The sequence below is a fragment of the Parasphingorhabdus flavimaris genome (assembly GCF_013371215.1).
Classification (GTDB): Bacteria; Pseudomonadota; Alphaproteobacteria; order Sphingomonadales; family Sphingomonadaceae; genus Parasphingorhabdus; species Parasphingorhabdus flavimaris.
Genome location: NZ_JABWMH010000003.1, coordinates 599,457 through 617,113, shown reverse-complemented (window position 1 = coordinate 617,113; position 17,657 = coordinate 599,457). Strand labels below are relative to the sequence as shown.

The window sequence follows — 17,657 nt, the reverse complement described above, 5'->3', positions numbered from 1 at the left end:
CCGAAAGGAAAGAAAAGAATATTGCTTCCTTTTCATTTCCTTCAATGGATCAGAGGCTACCGAATATCTCACCCAGATCAGCGCGACGTTCGGAAACTCCTGATCGCCGCTCCCCTGTGACGAATATACACGAATGGAACACTTTGTAAAATATAGCGGAAATCACCGGCTTGATGATATGGATTAGGGTGACAGCTTACCAAATACACCAGACCCACATCTCATGATTTCACCGCACCATCATAGATGCCGCTCAAAATCCATGCTGTGATGCAGCACCCGCACGATCAGCAACCCCTCCCGCTCAACTCTGTAAAACACAACATGTGCCTGCTGGCGGATGCGGCGCAGGCCCGGGGCGACTGCCTCCGCGCTGCGACCGAGCTGCGGGTTGGCGAGCAGGGACTGGAAACAGGCGTGCAACTGGTCGCGATAGCGCCGGGCCTGGTCGATGCCGAATTCGGCTATGGTGTAATCGGCTATTTCGGCCAGATCGCTGGCGGCGCGCCTGCTCAGGCGCAGGTCAGCCATTTGTGGCGCGGTCTTCGGCGGCGGTCCATATATCGTCCAGCGACTGGTCGCTGGTGCCGCTGTCGAGGCCCTCTGCTATCGCCGCGCGCAACGTGGCCAGCCGGTCCTGCTGCGACTGGTCGCGCTTGACCAGATCGCGGATATATTCGCTGTCATTGGTGAATTCGCCGTCGGCAATCCGGGATTTTATCCATGCGTCCTGGCTCGCGCTGAGCGTGATGGTCTTGCGGACGGTGGCCATGGCTGATGCTCCTTGCAGACGGATCGTCATATTATTGGTGCAGGCGGGGCTTGTAAAGAGGCCAAGACAGTTTTGCGCCAGCCAGCTTTATCTGGCCATCCCGACCGTCCGCCGCTAGGCAAGCCCCTCACCTCCCACCAACCGAGACCCCGAAACATGGCCCGCAAACATTCGAAACATGGCGGCTGGCAGGATCTGCAGCCCGACGCGGAAGAAGCTCCGGCCGAGGCGCCGGCCTGCTGGCTGTGTGCGCGGTCGACCGGGGAGACGATTGTCTGGCATCATCCGGTGCCGAAGAGCCGGGGCGGGCGCGATACCGTGCCGATGCATGCGATTTGCCAGAAGATGCTGATCACCCAGTTCAGCAACAGCGAGCTGCAGCGCCACGGGATGGACGTCGAGGGGCTGCTCGCCGATCCGGCGGTGCGCAAATTTGTCGACTGGGTGGCGAAGAAGGACCCGGACTTCAACGCGACGATCGCCAAAAAACAGCGCTGAGCGGGCTGGCTGCGGCTTCGGGTGACGGCGCGGTATCGGCCTGAAGGCTGATGGTACCGAGGCCTTTGCCGGACGGATCAGGATGGATTGACGGACTTGCGCGCGGCGGAGCGATCCGCTGCGTCTTTTGGCGTGCCGGATTGCCGCGTCGTCTTGGGCTCGGGGCAGTGACGGCGGGGGTGCGTTTTTCGGCTTCCCTTCATATTCACTTGTTCACTTAATGTAATTGAGTAAATGAATTGGATATTTCAGGATCGGGGCGGTAAAAACTCTCCACCATCAGAAAGGAAATGACATGACATTGCATATTGGAGACACCGCCCTCGACTTTACCGTCGACACCCAGAACGGCGAGATCAGCCTGCACGACTGGGCCGGCGACAGCTGGGTATTCTTCTTCAGCCATCCGGCCGACTTCACCCCGGTCTGCACCACCGAAATGGGGCGCACGGCGCAGCTCGCCGAACAGTTCGACGCGCGCAACACCAAGCCGCTCGGCCTGTCGACCGACACCGCCGACGAGCATCGCAAGTGGATTGCCGATGTCAACGACACGCAGAATACCAACCTCACCTTCCCGATCGTCGCCGATGCCGATCTGGCGATCGCCAAGATGTACGACATGATCCATCCCGACGAGAGCGAGACCGCGGCGGTCCGGTCGGTGTTCATCATCGATCCCGACAAGAAGGTGCGGCTGACGATGACCTATCCAATGAGCGTCGGACGGAATTTTGACGAGATCCTGCGGGTCATCGACGCGCTGCAGCTGAGCGACCGCAAGCGGATCGCGACGCCCGCCGACTGGCAGATCGGCAAGGAAGTGATCATCCCGCCGTCGATCAGCGACGAAGAGGCGAAAGGCCTGTTCCCGCAAGGCTGGACCGAGCACCGGCCCTATCTGCGGACCACCGACGTCAGCTAATCGCGCTGATCTGTCCCTCCCCAGACAGCGCGACGCCAGCCCGGCGGGCCCCCTTGGCCCGGCAACCGGGCTGGCAATCGTCGGGTGGTAATGCGGGACGGGCGCGACAACGGCGGCAATCCGCGCCGCCCGGTGGCTTGCCCGAATATGGTTTACAGTCTTTAATCTTTGGAATAAGCTTTTGAAAGGGCGCGCAAATTTGTTCGGGAGGAGCAAAGAGTATGTCTAGCGAAAATCCGGGCGACGGATCATCATCCGATCGCCGCTCATCAGACCGGCGCGTGCAGGACGATCCGGACTATAAGGGGCCGGAGCGCCGCAGCGGGGACCGGCGCAAGGGGGATCGCAGAAGCGAGCCGCGCTAGGCCGCTGATCCGGACCGCCGCCTGCTTTCGCAGCGTGGCTACCAAAGCATTTTTCCCTGCCATCATCCGACAGGATATGAGCGGGGGCGGGCCAGGCCCGCCCCCGCGCGATTTTACAGTCCGTCGAGGCCCTTGCTGACCAGGATATTGACCGCGACGCGGCGGTTCTGCGCCTTGCCGGTGGCGGTGTCGTTGCTGGCCATCGGATCGGCTTCGGACATGCCGGTCGGGGTCAGCATGCGATAGGGCTTCCAACCGCAATTCTGCTGGATATAGTTGACCACGCGGCTGGCCCGCTTTTCGCTGAGCTGCTGGTTATATTCGTAATCGCCGGTGGAATCGGTGTAGCCGACGACCAGCAACAGCGCATTGTCCATCGCGTCGGCCTGCTGTGCCGTGGCGCAGAGATCGGCCTTGCCCTGCGAGGACAGGGTCGCCTTGCCGGTGTCGAAGTTCACGTTGGTCGTGCCCTTGACGTTATATTTGTCGATATCGCCGACGCGGCTGCGCAGCGCTTCGGTTGCCGCGGTCTGTTCGGCAAAGCCTTGGGCGGTGCCATTGTGGATCATGCTCGCGGTCTTGAGATCCTTGTCGCGCAGGCTGATCTGGCTGGCGACCAGTTCGTCGCCGACCTGGACGGTTTCGACGCTGACCGGCAGGCCGTTGAGCAGCGCGTCAGTGGCGAGCGCCTTGCGGCCGAGGCCGAACAGGCCCTTGCTGGCCTTGATCTCGGTCTGGTCGGAAAAGCCGACGATCGTCTTGCTGCCATCGTCCGCGGTGACCTGCAGACGGCTGCTGTCGCGTGCGGAGATGATGCCTTCGATCTCCGGTCCGCGGGGGGCTTCGGACAGGTCGACGATGGCCTGCGCCTCCTGCTGTCCCGAGACGACGATATCCTCGCGGTTTTCCTGTTGCGCGGAAACGCTGGCCGGGGCCAGCAGGGCGGCAGTGGCGAGCAGCAGGCTCGCCCGGTTGATGGTGGAAATATTGCTCATTAGTCTTCTCCTTCAAAATGGTTCGTCATGATTGTCCGGCTCCGCCTCGCCGGATTCGGGATGATGTGCCGCCTCCCGGTCTCCCTCGTGGTTGGCGGCACAAATGCGCGGCCTTTCGACCACCCGTGAACTTGTCGCCCTCCCGACTGGTCGCGTCATCCTGTCTGCCCGATGAACACCGCCGGCATGGGCGCCCATTATGGGGACGTTCCGAGACCGGCGCGGGGCGAACCGTTGCAGCGGGGAACCGGACCGGCGGCTGCGGCGCTGATCGCAAACGGCCAGTGATCGACAAAAATTCCGACCGCATTTTGCAGATATGATGTCCGGCGCGACAGCCCCTTCCTTCGCCAAGACAATCTGCTAATAACGCGGGATGAAGCCCGAACAGCACCCCCAGGAGACAGAGCGTCTCCGCGAACTTCGCCGCTATGGCATACTCGACACCGACCGCGAACAGGCGTTTGACGAAATTGTCGAACTGGCGGCACTATTGTGTGAAGCGCCGGTCTCGGTGGTCAATTTCATCGACAAGGACCGGCAGTGGTTCAAGGCGGAAACGGGTCTGGGCGTGCGGTCGACGCCGCTCGAAACCAGCCTGTGTGGCCATGTGATATTGCAGGACGAGTTCGTCGAAATCCCCGATACGCTCGCCGACGTGCGGATGGCCGACAATCCTCTCTGTACCAGCGATCCCGGATTCCGTTTTTACGCCGGTGCGGTGTTGAAAGGGAGCCACGGGCTGCCGCTCGGCACCCTGTGCGTGCTCGACCACCAGCCGCGCGTGCTCAGCGACTTGCAGCGCAAGGTGATCACGGCGCTCTCGCACCAGGTCATGCGGGAACTGGATTTGCGTCAGGCGCTGGAAAGAGAGCAGATGCTGCGCCGTGAAATCGACCATCGAGTGAAAAACTCGCTCGCGTCGATCGGTTCGCTGTTTTCAATGAAGGCAAGAACCGCGCCGGACGAAAATGTGCGGATCGCGCTGGAAGACGCGAGCATGCGAATTCGGTCGCTGTCATCGCTGCACGCCGAATTGCACGATCTCGAAGAGGGCCAGTCGGTCGACCTCGAATCGCTGTTCCGCCGGGTCTGCATGGATCTCGAGCAATTGCTTCCCGAAGGTGTTTCGCTGTCCGCCGATGTGCGCGGGGGACGGGCGTCCCCGCATCTGGCGAACGGCCTGCTGCTGATCGTCAACGAATTCGTGTCGAACAGCGTGAAACACGGACTGACGGAAACCGGGGGCAGAATCGAGTTCGTGATTACGACAGAGGAGGATCAATGGTCGATCGTCTGCAAGGACAATGGATCGGCCGACACAAAGGATGCCGCGCTCGCCGCGTCGGCATCGGGCCTGGGAACGCGCGTGATTAATTCGCTGGCAAGCTCGCTCGGCGCATCGCTTGACTGGCGCGCCAGTGGCCACGGCATGGAACTGAGACTCGCCAGTCTGGCCGAGGCATAGCCGCCGATCCCGGATTCGGGGATCCTCAAACGCGGCCAGCCCGGAAAGTCGCGCCGACCGGACGCCCCTTCCTATAAGCCTTGACCAAGTGCTCCCGATTTAGCTAGTCAGTTAAATGTACGGATGGCAAGCGTCCGGCACTTTTTGGGAGACGGGTGATGCGCAGGCTGGGATTTTTATTGGCTCCACTTTTGCTGGTGGCTTGCCAGAATCAGGCCGATGATCCGGCGGCGCCCGATGCGGTGGTCAACGCGGACTGGAACAATATCGGCTTTGACGCCAAGGAACAGCGGCACAGCCCGCTCGACCAGATCAACGAAAGCAATGTCGGCGAGCTTGGTATCGCCTGGTTCAAGGACCTGCCCGACGCGCGCGGCCAGGAAGCGACTCCGGTGGTCGTCGACGGCAAGCTCTATATCTCGACCGCATGGTCCAAGGTCTTTGCCTATGATGCAAAGACCGGCGAGGAACTCTGGTCCTATGATCCGGAAGTCTCGGGCGAGAAAGCGGTCGACGCCTGCTGCGACGTCGTCAATCGCGGAGTCGCCATCAACCGTGGCAAATTATTCTTCGGGACCATCGACGGTCGCCTGATCGCGCTCGACGCGATCAGCGGCGCACGGCTTTGGGAAACCCAGACCACCGACAACAGCAAGCCCTATACCATCACCGGCGCGCCGCGGGTGGTCAAGAATATGGTGATCATCGGCAATGGCGGCGCGGAATTCGGCGTGCGCGGCTATGTCTCGGCCTATGATGTCCGCGACGGGACATTGAAATGGCGCTTCTACACCGTCCCCAATCCGGAAGGGAAACCGGATGGTGCCGCGAGCGACGAGATTTTCGCCAAGGCGGCGGCCAAGACCTGGAGCGACGGCGAGTGGAAGGAATCCGGCGGCGGCGGCACGGTCTGGGACAGCATCGTCTATGACGAGGACCTCGACCAGCTTTACTTTGGCGTCGGCAACGGCAATCCGTGGAACCACGGGCTGCGCTCCGGCGGCGAAGGCGACAATCTGTTCCTCTCGTCGATTGTCGCGGTCAACCCCGACACCGGCAAATATCTCTGGCATTATCAGGAAACCCCGGCGGAAACCTGGGACTATACCGCCACCCAGCATATCATTCAGGCCGAACTCGAAATCGACGGCGTGATGCGCAAGGTGCTCTATCACGCGCCGAAGAACGGGTTTTTCTTTGTCATCGACCGGATCGACGGAACCCTGATCAGCGCCGAACCCTTTGTCGACGGGATCAACTGGGCCACCGGCTATGACCTGACAACCGGCCGACCGATCGAGAATCCGGACGCGCGATTCTACAAGACCGGCAAGCCGTTTATCGCGATCCCCGGCGCTCTGGGCGCGCATAACTGGCATCCGATGAGCTATAATCCGGAGACGGGCCTCGTCTATATTCCGGCCCAGCAGATCCCGCAGGGCTATGACGTGCCGGTCAGCGAGATCGACAAGAAACGCGAACGACTCGGCTTCAACGTCGGCATTGGCTGGTCGATCGGCCAGCTTCCCGACGACAAGGATGCCTATAGGGCGGCGATCGCCGCGACCACCGGCAAGCTGGTGGCGTTCAACCCGAAAACCGGCAAGGTCGAATGGAGCAGCGATTATCCGGCGGCCTGGAATGGCGGCACGATGACCACCGCCGGCAATCTGGTATTCCAGGGCACCAGCACCGGCCTGTTAAAGGCCTATTCCGCCGACAAGGGCGAGGAACTGCTGAGCATGGAGATGCAGTCCGGCATCGTCAGCGCGCCATCGACCTATATGATCGACGGTGAGCAATATGTCGCCTTCCTGACCAGCAAGGGCGGTGCCTTTCCGCTGGTCGCCGGTGTCGCTGGCGGGGTAACGCGCCAGCTTCCCAACATCCCCCGGCTGGTGGTGATGAAACTCGGCGGAAAGGCAAAACTGCCGGCCCTGCCTGAAAAAGGCGAAGTGATCTGGGAACCTCCGGTACAGGAAGGAACCCCCGAACAGATCGCCGCCGGCAAGGCATTGTTCGGTCGCAATTGCATCGTCTGTCACGGCGATAGCGCGATCGGCAACGGCTTCACGCCCGACCTCAGGGTCAGCGGCGTGCTCGGTGACAAGGATGCCTGGGCATCGGTGGTCACCGGCGGGGCGCTGAAACATGCCGGCATGGTGAGCTTCGGAAAACAGCTGAGCGAAACCCAGGTGGAGAATATCCGTCACTATGTGGTCAACCGGTCACGCTGGACCAAGGAAAACCTGCCGGAAATGACGGCACCGACGCCGCGGTAAATTCGCGCTATCGGCAGCAAAAAACACCTGCCCAAAAAATGGACATCGGCCGCTGCAGATGCCTGTTTTTTGGGCAGCATTGTCAGCGGTCCGAATAGCCTATAGCAATGGATCAACGCCTATCAGCGATTCTAAGAGCGAATCGATTCTGGCATGGTAATTGAATAGTATCGGGCAATAGTGCCCGGCCGAGGCGCTTTCCTCCTGCGCAGGAGGATGCGCCGAGCAAGTGGTATACGGGGACGTATTAAAATGAAAAAGATCGAAGCCATTATCAAGCCCTTCAAGCTGGACGAAGTCAAAGAGGCGCTACACGAAGTCGGCGTGTCCGGGATCACCGTGACCGAAGCCAAGGGCTTTGGCCGGCAGAAGGGCCATACCGAGCTGTATCGCGGTGCGGAATATGTTGTCGATTTCCTGCCCAAGGTGAAGCTTGAAGTCGTGGTCGAGGACAGTCTGGCAGACCGCACGGTCGAAGCGATTGCCTCGGCGGCACAGACCGGACGCATCGGCGACGGCAAGATTTTCGTCATTCCGGTCGAATCAGCACTGCGCATCCGCACCGGCGAGCGCGACAATGACGCCATCTGATCTATTTTCCGCAACCAAATAAACACACCAGAACCAAGGGACTAACTAATGGGCTATACAGCATCCGATATTGTTAAACTGATCAAGGAACATGAGATCGAATGGGTCGATGTTCGCTTCACCGATCCACGCGGCAAATGGCAGCATCTGTCAATGTGCGCCGGTGTCATCGACGAAGATGTGCTGGAAGAAGGTTTCATGTTCGACGGCAGCTCGATCGAGGGCTGGAAGGCGATCAACGAATCCGACATGATCCTGCGTCCCGATCTCGACGCCATGTATATGGACCCGTTCTCGGCTACGCCGATGATGATCCTGGTCTGCAATATTGTCGAACCGGGTGACGGCTCGCTGTACAATCGCGACCCCCGGTCGACCGCTGTCCGCGCAGAAGCCTATCTGAAATCGACCGGCATCGGCGACACCGTCTTTGTCGGACCGGAACCCGAATTTTTCATGTTCGACGATGTGAAGTTCGAAACCGGCTACGACCGCTCCGGCTTCAAGATCGACGATATCGAGCTGCCGACCAACAGCGGCCGCGACTATGATGTCGGCAACATGGGTCACCGCCCGCGCGCCAAGGGCGGCTATTTCCCGGTCGCTCCGGTTGACAGCTGCGTCGACATTCGCGGCGAAATGGTTGCGACGATGCTGGAAATGGGCCTGCCGATGGACAAGCATCATCATGAAGTTGCATCCGCCCAGCACGAGCTCGGCATCACCTTCGGCACGCTGACCCAGACCTGCGACCGCGTTCAGGTTTACAAATATGTCGTGCAGCAGGTTGCCCATGCCTATGGCAAGACCGCAACCTTCATGCCCAAGCCGATCAAGGACGATAACGGCAGCGGCATGCACACACATATGTCGATCTGGAAAGACGGCAAGCCACTTTTCGCCGGCAACGAATATGCCGGCCTCTCGGAAATGTGCCTGCACTATATCGGCGGCGTGATCAAACATGCCAAGGCGGTCAACGCATTCTCCAACCCGACGACCAACAGCTACAAGCGTCTGGTTCCCGGCTTTGAAGCGCCGGTGCTGCTCGCCTATTCGAGCCGTAACCGTTCCGCATCCTGCCGTATTCCTTACGGAGCGGGCGACAAGGCGAAGCGCGTCGAGTTCCGCTTCCCCGATCCGCTTGCCAACCCCTATCTCTCGTCAGCAGCCCTGCTGATGGCGGGTCTCGACGGCATCGAGAACAAGATTCACCCGGGCGAAGCCATGGACAAGAATCTCTATGATCTGCCACCGGCAGAGCTGGCCGAAGTGCCAACGGTTTGCGGTTCGCTCCGCGAAGCACTGGAAGCGCTGGAAGCAGACTACGAGTTCCTGCTCAAGGGCGACGTGTTCACCAAGGACCAGATCGATGCCTATGCCGAACTGAAATGGGAAGAAGTCAGCCGTTGGGAAACCACACCGAGCCCGGTCGAGTTCGACATGTATTATTCGAGCTGATCCTTCCGATCAGACTGGAAACAGGAAGCCCGGGGCAAGCGATTGCTCCGGGCTTTTTAGTGGCGAGCCGGTGAAAAAATCATCGGCGCAGGCTCTCAAGCGGGATCGGGAAAAGGCTGTTGCGCCCCGCCTATGATGACGCGACTTTCCGTGCCGCCAGATCCCTCACCGTCTTTTCATGCTTGGCCCGGTCGACCTTGTAAAAGCTGATGATTACGAGAACCGTAAGGAAAAGCCCCAATATGACCGGCACATAGACCGCTCCCAGATTCCACAATGTGCTGTCCGACAGTTGACCCTGCGTGGCTCCGGCCGCTACACCAACTGCTGATAGAACAAAGCCTGCAATCACAACGCCAAAGCCTTCGCCAAATTTACGCATGAATGTATAGGCCGAAAAAAACAGGCCTTCCGATCGGTTTCCCGTTTTTGCTTCACCTTGTTCCACCAGGTCGGCCATCATCGACATCGCGAGTATCTGGTAACAAATGATCAGGCCAACATCGAGCGTGTTGGCGACCGCTATTATCCAGAAAATCTCTGGAGTCCCATTTTCCGGCAACATGTCAATCAGCCGGAGGAAAATCGGTAGCGGCAGTCCGATAAAGGCAACCAGACCAACGGTGAGAGCCCCGCGTTTCTTGCCCAGTTTTCGTGTCACAAATGGTGCCAGCGAACCTCCGATAACCGCCGCCAAAAACACACCTAGCGTGATCAGGCCGATCTGTGCGGAGGTAAATCCCCAGAAATAGATGGAAAAATAGAACGACAGGCCTGCAGCAAAACCACTGGCGGTAAAGGCTATGAGCGAGGCAGAGAAAAGAGCGAAAAAGGAACCGCTAGCGACGGTTTGATAAATCTCTTTAAAGATCATCTTGAGCGTCATGTCCCGCTTTGGCGGCGCTTGCCTCAGTTTGGGAATATAGTGATGCGTACCCAGGGCCGAAATCATGATCGCGCAGAAAATTGCTACAGATCCCATCAGGCCATAAAAAGCATAAGCATCCGGATTGAACTGCCCGTCGGGAATCGCAACCGTCACGAACGCAGGGAAGATAATCGTGAAGGCGATGACCGTCATCGCATTGCCGCCGACCCAGCCAAAGAAACCGCGAAAGCTCAAGATGCTGCTGCGCTCGTCATAATCATCGGTCAGCTCCGGCGCCAGCGCGGTGCTGGGCGTCTCGTAGCAGGTGATGAAGGTGCGAATTGTGATGGCCAGGACCAGGACATATCCGAACAGGGCCTCGTCGCTCCAGCCTTCGGGCGGCGTCCAGATGAAATAATAGCTGACGGCGACCGGGAGGGCGGCGGCGTACATGAACGGATGTCTTCGGCCCCATCTGGATCGGAAATTGTCTGACCAGTAGCCGACTATCGGGTCGCTGATCGCATCGAAGACCAGTGCGACCAAGATGGCGAGACTGACGAGACGGGAATCCATCCCGACCACCTGGGAATAGAACAGCAGCAGGAAATATTTGAGACCGGCATCCTTGGTGCCATATGCCACGGTGCCGAAACCATAAGCCAATTTTGTCCAGAGCGACGGTTTGCGGACGGATGAAGGCGCCATGATGGCTTCAGTCAATCTCTCTCTCCCTGTCGGTAGCCCCAGCTTCGAAGCCGAAGCAACTGCTGGACGCCCCTGATCATCCGGCATTTTCCGGAATGTCAGTCGCAACCTGCCTTCGATCGGGGAGATGGACAAGGATTATCTCGAGTACTGCAACAGTGAAGTGCGTGCAAAGCAAGGAGAATAGCTGTCAGCGCTGGGGCGGAAGCCATGCCTGCCCGTCGCCGCAGCCCCGGCTTTCGCGCTCAGGCTCCGTCAGCCCTGTCTTTAATAATCCTTGCTGATCCGCACGTTGGCGCTCTGGCGGCCGAGGGTCGAGATGGTTGACAGGATCGACAGCCAGCGGGTGATCTGAAATTCCAGCTGGGTGGCGCTATAGCCCTTGCCGTCGGTGATCAGTTCCACATAGACGCGGCGGGTGATATATTTGCCGGCCGCGATCGAGGTGCCCGAACCGGTGTCGGTATCGGACGGCAATATCCGCAAACGATCGAGACCCACTGCCTTGCGCAACTGGTTGATCGGATCGAGGCCGCCACCACTGTTGAGCGAGGCCACCGCCGCCGCCAGCTGGACTGCCTCGGGTGCCGACAGATCGGCAATCGACGCACCGAACAGGACGCGTGACAGCAACTCGTCCTGGGGCAGAGCCGGGATGCTGGTAAAGGCGATTTCGGGCTGGTTGCCGGTGCCGGTGACATTGATCGTGGCGTTCAGCCCGGTCAGATTGGCCTCCGCCTCGATATCCAGTATCGGATTGACCGGCTGGTTGCCGACAAAGCGGATCCGTCCGCGCTCGAGACGGAAGCGACGGCCGGCAAACGTATAATTCCCGCGGATCAGATTGGCGTCGCCGACCATGATGAAATTATCCACCGGTCCGGTAATTTTGAGATTGGCACCCCATTCGCTGTCGAGACCGAGCCCTTCAACCCGCAAGCGGTTGGGGGCATCCGCCGTCAGGTCAAAGCGCCATGGCCGGCTGCGTACCTGTACCGGCCGTTCGTCGGCCCGGCGATTGATCTCGCGCGTCTTGATGTCGGGCAGGCTCGCGGTCGCGCTCGCCTGACCAAAGCGGAAGAAGCTGCGATTGAGAGTGACATCGCCCGAGATCAGGCCACCATCCGCCGAACTGCGTATCTTGATCGGACCGGTCACCGTGGCGGCAAAATCATCCCGCGCGATCAACGCTGCCTGCTGGGCATTGATGTCCATCACGATCCCGATGCCTTCGTCCGGTTCGACCGCGAAGTTGAAGCTGCCACTGCCGCTGACGGTTCCGCCACCGCTTGTGACACCGGTCAATTTGGGCAGGACCAGACGCGAACCGTCAAAGCGGCCAACCGTCTTGATGTTGGAGACGACGGTGCCGGTCAGCGGGCTTTCCAGCCGCGCGTTGCTGGTCCGGACCAGACCCTCGATCTGCGGATTGGCGAGGCTGCCGCTGACATCCGCGCTCGCCGACACCGGTCCGGTGAGGTCAAAGGTTTCCACGCCAGTAAGCCGCCACAGGCTTTCCGCACCGCCGCTGAACCGGGCCTGGGCGAACAGCGGTTTGCGCATCAGTTCGTCCTGCCAACGTCCTCCGCCCAGGCCGGTGACCCGTCCCTGGAACCGGCCGATGGTTTTACCCTCAGGAGACTTGATGATCCCCCGTGCCGCAGCATTGCGCTGCGAAATGGCGATATTGAGACCCAGGTCCACCGGAGCGGAGGTCAGGATCAGGCCGGATCGGGTCAGGCCCTTCACGGTCAATTTCGCTTCGCCGACCGGGACCTGCGAGCGCGACTGGGTCAGCTTTACCGTGCCGTTGACCGTGCCGCCCAGCCCGAGGTCGGGATAGGCGATATCGACCAGAGACAAAGGCATTTTGGTCAGGGCCATCACCAGATTGGAATTCCCCGTCGCCCATCGTCCGGACATGCGGGCGCTGCCTCTGCCGTAGCTGATCGTGGTCGGGGCCATCGTCCAGCCATCGCCCGACCGCCGGAGGTCGAGCTTTTGGGTCAAGCGCAGGACGCGGCCTTCGAACTGGCCGCTGCCGGTCAGCTGATAGCGATCCGGTGTGATGTCGGCTTTGGCCTGGAATTCAAACGTGCTGCCGCGGGTGCCGGCCACCGTGAATGTCGCGCTACCGCTTCCGTTGACCAGCTTGGCATTGGCGGCGATGCGACCGACCATCAGTTCGCCGCGGCTGATGCCCTGCGCCCGCAGCGTGGCGTCGATATTCGACTTGCCGTCGATCAGCACGATATCGGCATCCAGCACGCCGGTGCGGATGAAAATCGGCGGATTGCCGTCGAAGCGGGCATTTTCGGCCTTGAGATTGGCGCGGATCAATTGCCGGTCACTGCCCGGACGGAAAACCACATCGCCGTTGACGCCGCCACCGCTGATCGCGAGCCTTCCGGCCAGACCCTGGGCGGTCGGCCTGATCGTCCCGGTCGCCAGCGTGTCGGATACCAGCAGGCGATCGACCCGGACCGCCGTATCCTGACCCGTTGCGGTCACGATCATGCCATTGCTGCTGAACGGCCCCAATGTCGATCCACCGGATGCGATATAGGCGAAACCGGCCGTCGCCGGGGTAAGTTGCAGGCTGACCGCAGACAGACCGAGTGCGGGCAGCGGACTGTCTAACAGCAGCGCCACTCTGGGCCGGTCGAGCGCGCCGTCGAGCTTGAGATCGAAACGACCGTAGGTATCTTGCCTGCCGGACCCCTGAAAGGCGAAAGTCGCCGCTCCGGTCTGTTTGCCGGAACCCCTGAACGAAATTTCCGGAGCCTTGACGACAAGATCGGTGAACCGCAGCAATCCGTCCGGGCCGAGAGCCAGGCCGGTCTGCAATTCGGGCAAGCCACCCGCCAACTCCCGCAGAAAGCCGATATCGAAACGACGCAGCCTGGCGTTGACCTGACCGTCGACCGATAGTCCCGAGGAAGCCGGACCGAGATTGATGCTGGCGACAATATCAGCCACCCCGACCCCTCGCACGGCAAAGCCGGGAGCATTGGCATCGATATCGACCGAGAAATCGCCGGTCGACGGTCGCAGTTCAAGATCCAATGTGCCGTTTGCGACGTTGGTCGCGACACGGGCGCGCTCGGCAAACAACAGGTCGTTTTCATAGCGCAGCAAGGCTTTGGCGTTGAAGCCCGAGAGCAATTGCTGGAGCAATTCGCCGTTGCCGATCAGCTTGGCGACAGACAGCTCCACCGGAATGCTCCAGCCGCCGGCATCGCGCTGTCCTTCACCCTCGCCCCGGACATTGGTCAGCAGGGTCTTGCCCAAGGCCAGTTGCGGCGCGGTCAGCAGATATTGATAGCGCAGTTCGGAGAATTTTCCGTTGAGCAGTGCCTTGAGCTCGAAATCCTGCGCCTTCAAATTGGCCGCCAGCGCGGATGGATCGATCAGCCTTGTCTCGAGCCGCATCGCATCAAGGCTGTTGCGCCCGAGATCAATTCCGCCCTTGGCGGTGAAGGACAAGGCGGCGGAACGCGCCTCGAGATCGAGCGCGACCAGACGATTTTCGAAACTGGCGGTGCCATTCAGCACCAGATTGGGTGCGGCCAGCTTCTGCGCGACCCCGTCGGGCAGCATCGATGCGGTCAGCTGGCCGTCATAAGCGAACAGGCCTTCCCTGGCCTCGAGAGTGACCTGGGCCGCCGGATCGCCGTTGATCAGCGCCTTGAACTCGCCATCCCATTTGCGCCAGCTGCCGTCCCCTTCCAGGGTGACGGACAGATCCTGCTCGAGGCCCAGCATCCCCGCGAGAACCCCGCCAGCAGGCGCGATTATCTCTGCGTCGATATCGAGCTTTTCACGATCCGGTTCGGCATTGAGGGCAAGCAATATCTTGTCACCGCTGCGCGTCGTCGCAGCATCCAGCAGCACCATCGCCCGACCGGCGCGGATGTCGGCCGAGCCGGACAGGTCGGCAAATTGGCTGGAGCCTGTGATCGCGGGCCCGAGTTCCAGATTATCCGCCCGAAAAGCCCCGATGAATATGTCAAAATTCGGCAGCAAGGGCTGGTCTTCCCCGCTGTCGATCAGTTCCGGCAGGCGATCGAGCTTCGCCCTGGTAATGACCGCTTCGGAGATGTTGAGTTCGTTGAATATCCAGGCGAGCGGGTTCCACTCGACCGCAACCGTACCGGCATGGAAGAACCGCCCCTTGGGGTCGGCAAGCTCCAGACCCTGAACCTGTGCACCTGCGTAGATCGACCCTTCGATATCGTCGATGCGGATACGCAGGCCGTTTTCCGGTGCCTGGGCCTCGACCTGCCTGATGATGAAGCGATGGCCGGAATCGCTGTCCAGCCAGATCGCGGCCCCGATCAGCCCAAGGATGAGCAGTACCGCCAAAGCCACCAGACTGCGCATGGGCCAGCGCCAGGTCACCAGTTTGGAGCGCGGCTTGTCGGGGCTTTCGGCCATCTAGAACGCCTGCCCGAGCGAGACATAGACCGCGACCGGAGAGTCGCCGGGCTGGGGATTGATCGGCGTGCCGACGTCGATCCGGATCGGCCCAAAATCGCTGTAATAGCGCATCCCGAGACCGGCGCCGTAGCGCATGCCGGAAACACCAGGGGTGCTGCTGGTATAGACATTGCCCGCGTCGATGAAGGGTACGATGCCGAGATTGCCATCCAGGAAACCGGTGCGGACGCGTGCTTCGAGCGAAAATTCCACCAGCGAACGGCCGCCCACCGGATCATTATTCGCATCGCGCGGTCCGATGCTCTGATAGCCATAGCCGCGCACCGAACCGCCGCCGCCGGAATAGAGACGGCGCGACGGGGCGATGCGGTTGTTGCCGGCACCGACAATCGATCCCAGCCGCGCGCGGCCGGCAAGCACAATCTTATCCGAGACCGGGAAGTAGGCGCTGCCGTCAACCTGGCTGCGGACATAGAAGAAGCTGCCATTTTGCAGCGAGGCTTCGGGAGCGACGCGTGCGGAGAGGCGAAAGCCACTGGTCGGATCGAGCAGGTCGTCGCTGGCGTCATAGGTGACCAGCCCCGGCAATGATCCGATGAAAAACGTTTCCCTGCCAGTGGCGTCAGCGGGGCCGGTGACATCGGTTTCGCGCGATGCAAGCAGCTCGATACCCGCCGACCAGCTCCAGCGTTTCTGATAGATCAGATTGCTGAGCCGCTCGATATTTGCAGCGACCGAGAAGGTCTGGGCCTTGAACGCCGGCCGATCGACAACGCTCAATGCGGTGCGCCCGTTCAATATATTGTCACGGCGCCGGTAATTGCTGCGGCGATAGGCGATACTGCCCGATTGTTCCTGGGTCCCGAGCACGCCGGAGAAGCGGATCAGCCCTTCGGGCGGAAAGAAATTGCGATGCTCCCAGCTGGCCGCGGCGCGCGCGCCTTCGCCGGTGCCATAGCCCAGCTCGCCGGCTATCGTGCGCAGCGGTGCCGGGGTTACATTGACGGCGATATCAACCGCGGCCGGGTCTTCCGCAACAACCGGGTCGATCGAGACTGTCGAGATCAGTCCGGTCGCGATCAGGGCGCGCCGCAGGTCCTCGACATCGGACGCCTGATAGACATCACCGGGATCAAAGCGGGCAATCATCTGGACATGATCGGGACCGAACAGGTCGGTCCGGTCCATGACAATCGAACCGAAGTTATATTTGCCGCCGGGCGTGACCTTTATATCGAGATCACCGAGCCGTTCGGCATGGTCGATTTCCAGTTCCGGTTCTGCGGTTTCGGCAAACGGATAGCCATTTTCCGCCATCGCCAGATCGAGCCGTCCCTTGGCATCCATGATCCGGTCGCTGTTGATGACCTCTCCCGACTCCAGGCCAAAGCGTTCGCGGAAATTTTCCGGATCGGGGGCAAGCGCGCTTTCGAGACCGGGCAAGGCGATCTCGTCGAGCTGATATTGCGGCCCCGCCTGCACGTTGATGATGACCTCCAGCCGTTCGTCGCCATCTGCTTCAAAGCGGCTTTGCACGACCGCGTCATAATAGCCTTCGATCCGGAGCAGGCGCTCGACCAGCTCTTCGTCACTTTGCACCCTCCGCCGGATCTGGGCGAAATTGGCTTCGTCACCGCGATATTGCTCGAGGACCGACAATATGTTGAAGCGGGTCATGAACGCTTCCCCGATCGCCTCGGGCAGGCCGTCGAAGGATATCCGGTAAGCGGTTTCGGCCAGCGCATCGGTCGGACGGTAGACGTTCAGCGGGGCATCGGCGGCCAGTTCTTCCGATGCCGTCTGGATCGTCTGATCATCGGCTTCGTCATTTTCCGCCAGCGCAGGCTCGCTCTCCTCTTCGCTTTCCTCGAACACCGGTTCGGCGACTTGCTCGAGATCCGGCCATTCGACGCCGAAATCCGGGAATTCGGTCAGCTCCTGATCCGGGTCGAGCGGCTCGTCAAATTCCCCCTGATCGTCGGGAGCGGAGACCACCGGGTCGGCGGTTTGAGCGTAGATCGGCCGAACGGGCGAACCCATCAGCAGAACAACAAGCATACCGAAGCAGCTACGATAAGCGATCAGACCCATTGCAGTCTCTTTAGCCTTGGATAATCCCGACGCCAATGAATAAGAACGGCTTTTCGCCAAGCTATTCTTTTTGCAGGATACTCCGTGACGCCGTCATTATGTCGCCATTTTGATGGTCGACTTTAATCTATCGTTAACCAACATGGGCCATATTTTCCGGTGAATAGGGACCGGTCGCTTTTGACGGGTCGGC

Annotated in this window: 13 protein-coding genes; 7 read left to right on the top strand and 6 right to left on the bottom strand. The window is 60.4% G+C overall.

What is annotated here, in order from left to right:
- Positions 1-240 precede the first annotated feature (240 nt).
- Entirely contained in the window at positions 241-531 is a 291-nt protein-coding gene (locus HUO14_RS11845) for a type II toxin-antitoxin system RelE/ParE family toxin (RefSeq protein ID WP_176280024.1), read from the bottom strand.
- The gene (locus tag HUO14_RS11840; RefSeq protein WP_176280023.1) at positions 524-772 is read right to left on the bottom strand and encodes a type II toxin-antitoxin system ParD family antitoxin; all 249 of its coding nucleotides are present in this window, start codon (positions 770-772) and stop codon (positions 524-526) included. Before HUO14_RS11840 ends, HUO14_RS11845 begins: the two co-directional genes overlap by 8 nt.
- Before the next feature lie 156 nt (positions 773-928).
- Here HUO14_RS11840 and HUO14_RS11835 point away from each other — a divergent pair, with 156 nt between their 5' ends.
- The 3 genes from HUO14_RS11835 to HUO14_RS11825 all read left to right on the top strand — a co-directional run bounded on the left by HUO14_RS11835 (position 929) and on the right by HUO14_RS11825 (position 2,560).
- A complete protein-coding gene (locus HUO14_RS11835) occupies positions 929-1,270 on the top strand; it encodes a hypothetical protein (RefSeq protein WP_176280022.1) in 342 nt (113 codons plus the stop codon).
- A 295-nt stretch (positions 1,271-1,565) separates the two neighbouring features.
- Complete coding sequence (locus HUO14_RS11830; RefSeq protein WP_176280021.1) at positions 1,566-2,195, top strand: peroxiredoxin; 630 nt, start codon at positions 1,566-1,568, stop codon at positions 2,193-2,195.
- 221 nt (positions 2,196-2,416) lie between these two features.
- Positions 2,417-2,560, top strand: a complete 144-nt coding sequence (locus HUO14_RS11825; RefSeq protein ID WP_176280020.1) for a hypothetical protein — start codon at positions 2,417-2,419, stop codon at positions 2,558-2,560.
- A 113-nt stretch (positions 2,561-2,673) separates the two neighbouring features.
- Here HUO14_RS11825 and HUO14_RS11820 read toward each other — a convergent pair whose 3' ends face one another.
- Positions 2,674-3,555, bottom strand: coding sequence for an OmpA family protein (locus HUO14_RS11820; protein ID WP_176280019.1), 882 nt, complete (start codon positions 3,553-3,555; stop codon positions 2,674-2,676).
- Positions 3,556-3,931: 376 nt separating this feature from the next.
- Here HUO14_RS11820 and HUO14_RS11815 point away from each other — a divergent pair, with 376 nt between their 5' ends.
- From HUO14_RS11815 to glnA, 4 genes are all read left to right on the top strand, one after another.
- On the top strand, positions 3,932-5,023 hold the full coding sequence (locus tag HUO14_RS11815; RefSeq protein WP_176280018.1) for a sensor histidine kinase: 1,092 nt from the start codon (positions 3,932-3,934) through the stop codon (positions 5,021-5,023).
- Between the two features lie 158 nt (positions 5,024-5,181).
- Positions 5,182-7,305 (top strand): PQQ-dependent dehydrogenase, methanol/ethanol family, encoded by a 2,124-nt coding sequence (locus HUO14_RS11810; RefSeq protein ID WP_176280017.1) that lies wholly within the window; start codon positions 5,182-5,184, stop codon positions 7,303-7,305.
- Between the two features lie 252 nt (positions 7,306-7,557).
- Positions 7,558-7,896: a P-II family nitrogen regulator gene (locus HUO14_RS11805; protein ID WP_176280016.1), complete on the top strand. Its 339-nt coding sequence runs from the start codon at positions 7,558-7,560 to the stop codon at positions 7,894-7,896.
- A gap of 48 nt (positions 7,897-7,944) precedes the next feature.
- Positions 7,945-9,357 carry a type I glutamate--ammonia ligase gene (gene glnA, locus HUO14_RS11800; RefSeq protein WP_176280015.1) on the top strand — a complete coding sequence of 471 codons (1,413 nt, stop codon included), beginning with the start codon at positions 7,945-7,947 and terminating at the stop codon, positions 9,355-9,357.
- 130 nt (positions 9,358-9,487) lie between these two features.
- On the opposite strand, the gene HUO14_RS11795 is transcribed toward glnA, so the two are convergent.
- The 3 genes from HUO14_RS11795 to HUO14_RS11785 form a co-directional block, all read right to left on the bottom strand.
- Positions 9,488-10,948 (bottom strand): MFS transporter, encoded by a 1,461-nt coding sequence (locus HUO14_RS11795; protein WP_246255534.1) that lies wholly within the window; start codon positions 10,946-10,948, stop codon positions 9,488-9,490.
- A gap of 252 nt (positions 10,949-11,200) precedes the next feature.
- A complete protein-coding gene (locus HUO14_RS11790) occupies positions 11,201-15,370 on the bottom strand; it encodes a translocation/assembly module TamB domain-containing protein (RefSeq protein WP_176280014.1) in 4,170 nt (1,389 codons plus the stop codon).
- A complete protein-coding gene (locus tag HUO14_RS11785) occupies positions 15,371-17,464 on the bottom strand; it encodes an autotransporter assembly complex protein TamA (protein ID WP_246255532.1) in 2,094 nt (697 codons plus the stop codon).
- Positions 17,465-17,657 lie beyond the last annotated feature (193 nt).